The 3488-nt window shown below is 73.2% G+C and carries 3 protein-coding genes; 1 reads left to right on the top strand and 2 read right to left on the bottom strand.

Going from position 1 to position 3488, the window contains the following annotated elements:
* Positions 1 to 105 precede the first annotated feature (105 nt).
* Entirely contained in the window at positions 106 to 720 is a 615-nt protein-coding gene (locus tag BHU15_RS27295; RefSeq protein ID WP_069629611.1) for a DUF998 domain-containing protein, read from the bottom strand.
* Positions 721 to 877: 157 nt separating this feature from the next.
* Here BHU15_RS27295 and BHU15_RS27290 point away from each other — a divergent pair, with 157 nt between their 5' ends.
* Positions 878 to 2062, top strand: coding sequence for a winged helix DNA-binding domain-containing protein (locus tag BHU15_RS27290; RefSeq protein WP_107422941.1), 1185 nt, complete (start codon positions 878 to 880; stop codon positions 2060 to 2062).
* Here the strand turns inward: BHU15_RS27290 and BHU15_RS27285 are convergent.
* A partial coding sequence (locus BHU15_RS27285) for an MFS transporter (protein ID WP_069629612.1) occupies positions 2059 to 3488 on the bottom strand: 1430 nt, incomplete at its 5' end. The genes BHU15_RS27290 and BHU15_RS27285 overlap by 4 nt on opposite strands.

Genomic DNA, 3488 nt, shown 5'->3' with positions numbered 1-3488 from the left:
CACCGCGTTCACGAGATCCCGTCCGATCATCACGATCGGGCGGGATCTTCGTTTTCGGGATTCCCGGATCCTCGGCTTGAGGACGAGCCGGGTCCCCAACCCCCGTCAGGACTCCGTCGGTACCGGGCCGCCCCCGGGGCCGGCCCATACCCGGCAGGAGACCGCGACCACCAGGGGCCACACCGCCTGAACGACGGTCACCACCCGTTCCGCGATGCCCGGGGCCTTCCCGTCCTGGAGCTCGAACACGAACCACAACGCGCACAGGCACATCAGCGCGGTCGCCACGATCGCCACCTTGAACCGGAGGCCCCACGGCGCCGGTCGCCTCCAGTGGCGGGCGGCCAGCGCGGGCCAGATCGCGAGCAGGACGAAGCCGGTGGCGGCCACCGCCCCGTGGCTCAGCGCCCCACCGCTCAGCGGCGCGGGGACCAGGGTCAGGGCCATCGCGGCGAGTCCCCCGCCGGCCAGGGCGATGCGGCCGGGGAGGGCCGCCTCCCGGAGACCGTGTGCCGTGGCCATGTAGCAGACTCCGAGCACGAGCAGTATTCCCGTCATCAGCCAGTAGCCGCGGGCGCCGTAGGACGCCAGGATGCTGAGGGTCTCCACCGCGGGGTTGTAGGTCGGTCCTTGCAGCACCTGCGAGATCGCCGAGGCACCGACCAGGAGCACAGGGGCGCCGCTCGCGGAGAGCAGCACCCACCAGGGGGCACGTCGCATCAGGCCACGGTAAACAGCGCCCGCTCGCTCTTGGCGGTGACACACAGTCAGGCGCCGGCGACATCACCGGTGCTCGTGTCGGTGGTGGCCCGTACGCTTCCCTTCCCGTAGGGAAGAGGACACGAGACGGCACAGAGGAGTGGCTGACGTGCGGCGTATCGACGTGGCGGAGCGACGGGCGCGGATCGGTGTACGGCACCGGCTGGCGGTGGCCGCCCGCGCGGACGGTCCCGTCGAGGTGGCACGCGACCTCGTCGCACTGCACAGCACCGACCCGTCCTCCGTGTACGTGGCGACGTGGGCGCGGACGAACGGCGGCGCGGTACGGGACGTGGAACGCGCCCTGTACGAGGACCGCTCCCTCATCCGGCTCCTCGGCATGCGCCGTACGGTCTTCGTCACCACCCTCGACGTGGCGCCCGTGATACAGGCCGCCTGCTCGCACGCGGTGGCCGCGCGCGAACGCCGCAAGCTCCTCGGGTTCCTGGCCGCGTCGGGGGTCGCGGCCGACGAGGCGGGCGTACGCGCGTGGCTGGCCGAGACGGAGGACGTCGCCGTGCGGGCGCTCGCCGCGCGCGGGGAGTCCACGGCCGCCGAACTCGCCGGCGACGACCCCCGCCTCAGTACGGAGGTGGTGCTCTCGCCCGGCAAGCACTACGAGGGCACCCAGAAGGTCGCGAGCAGACTGCTGCTCCTGCTCGCCGCGGAGGGCCGGGTGGTACGCGGCCGGCCGCGCGGCTCGTGGACCTCGCACCAGTACCGGTGGGCGCCGCTGACGGACTGGTTCCCCGGCGGCCTGGCACCGTGGGACACCCACCGCGCGGAGGAGGAGCTGGCCCGGCGCTGGCTACGGGCGTTCGGCCCGGCCTCGGCGGACGATCTGCGCTGGTGGGCGGGGTGGACGAAGACCCAGGTCAAGCGGGTGCTGACCGAACTGAAGCCGGTCGAGGCCGATCTCGGCGGCGGTGCGACGGGTCTGCTCCTGCCCGACGACCTGGAGCCGACCGCCCCGCCCGAGCCGTGGGCCGCGCTGCTGCCGGCGCTCGACTCCACGCCGATGGGCTGGCACGAACGCGACTGGTTCCTCGGCGAACACGGCCCGCGCCTCTTCGACAGGGCCGGGAACATCGGCCCCTCGCTGTGGTGGGACGGCCGTGTCGTCGGCGGCTGGGCGCAGGACGGCGGCGGCGACATCGTGTGCCGCTTCCTCGAGGATGTCGGCGCGGACGCGAAGGCGGCCGTACACCGCGAGGCCGAGCGCCTCGCCGTACCCCTGGGCGGGGTCCGGCTCAGCCCCCGTACCCGCGGCCGTACCTGGCTGGAGGACGAACTGGCCGGCTAGCCCGCCTTCTTGGGAGGGCGGCCCAGCGCCAGGCTCAGTGCCGCGCTGATCAGCAGCGCCGCCGTCGCCGTCAGGACGCTGGCCGTCAGCGCCGTCGCGTACGCCTCGGAGCTTCCGTCCCCGTCCACCACGGTGAAGAAGATCGTGCCCAGGCCGGCCACCCCCACCGCCGCCCCGAACTGCTGGCTCGTGCTGTAGATGCCCGACGCCGAACCCGCGTGCTCGGGCGGCACGGTCGAGAAGAACAGTGTGCTGAGCGTCGGCATGACGAGATTCATGCCGACGCCGATCGCGGCCAGACCCGGCACCAGCGCCCAACTGTCCACGCTCCCCGGCGCCGTGGACCCGGACGGTGCCCCGTACAGCACACCCAGCGTGCCCGCGACGGACAGCAGACACCCGGCCACCACCACCGCGCGGCCGAACCGGACGATGAGGCGCCCCACGAAGCCCGCCATGGCCAGACCGCCCGCCGAGAACGCGATGGTCAGCACCCCGGCGTCCAGCGCCGAGTAGTGGTGCCCGTTCTGTATCCACAGCACGAACACCAGCAGGAACCCGGTGAAGGCGGCGAAGGCCACCAGCTGCACGGTGAGCGCGGTGACGACCAGCCGGTTGCGGAACAGCTCCATCGGCAGCAGCGCCCCCGCCCGCCAGGCCGGCCGCCGGTGCTCGGCGACCGCCAGTCCCAGCACCGCGAGGGCGCCCGCGGCCAGACAGACCCAGATCCACGCGGGCCAGCCGAACGTACGGCCCTCCATCAGCGGGAACACCATCGCGACCAGCCCGGCGGTGAGCACGCCGGTCGACAGCCAGCGGGGCCGCGCGCTGCCCGGCACCCTGCTCTCCGGCACCAGCCAGGCCCCGAGCGCCACGAGTACGGCGGCGGCCGGCACGGTGACCAGGAAGACCGCGCGCCAGCCGAGCCCGGCGACGTCCGCGCCGATCAGGACACCGCCGAGCAGCAGCCCCCCGGCCTGGGCGAGCCCGGCGACGATCCCGAACGTCCCGAAGACCGTGGCCCGTTCGCGCCCCTGGAAGAGGGTGAACAGGATGCTCATCACCTGTGGCGCGAGCGCGGCGGCGGCCAGCCCCTGCGCGGCGCGGGCGGCGATCAGTTCCGCCGGGCCGTTCGCGAAGCCGCTCCACAGGCCGGTGAGCCCGAAGGCGACGATTCCCAGCAGGAAGAGCCGTTTGCGGCCCCACAGATCACCGGCCCGCGCGAAGGTGATCAGCGCGGCGGCGAAGGCCAGCAGATACGAGGCGGAGATCCACTCCAGCTGGGTGGAGCTCGCGTCGAGGTCGCGCTGGATGGCGGGCAGCCCGACGTTGACGATCGTGACGTTCAGCAGGTCCAGCATGAAGGCCAGGATCAGGACGACCATGGCCGCCCAGCGCCGTGGATACGGCGCTGGGCGGCCATGGT

The sequence above is a fragment of the Streptomyces niveus genome (assembly GCF_001723055.1).
In the GTDB taxonomy this organism is placed as follows: Bacteria; Actinomycetota; Actinomycetes; order Streptomycetales; family Streptomycetaceae; genus Streptomyces; species Streptomyces niveus.
This window is presented reverse-complemented; position numbering and strand designations above follow the sequence as displayed.

Coding starts and splice junctions, on each gene's coding strand:
- BHU15_RS27295 (WP_069629611.1), bottom strand. CDS start 720: ATGCGACGTGCCCCCTGGTGGGTGCTGCTCTCCGCGAGCGGCGCCCCT.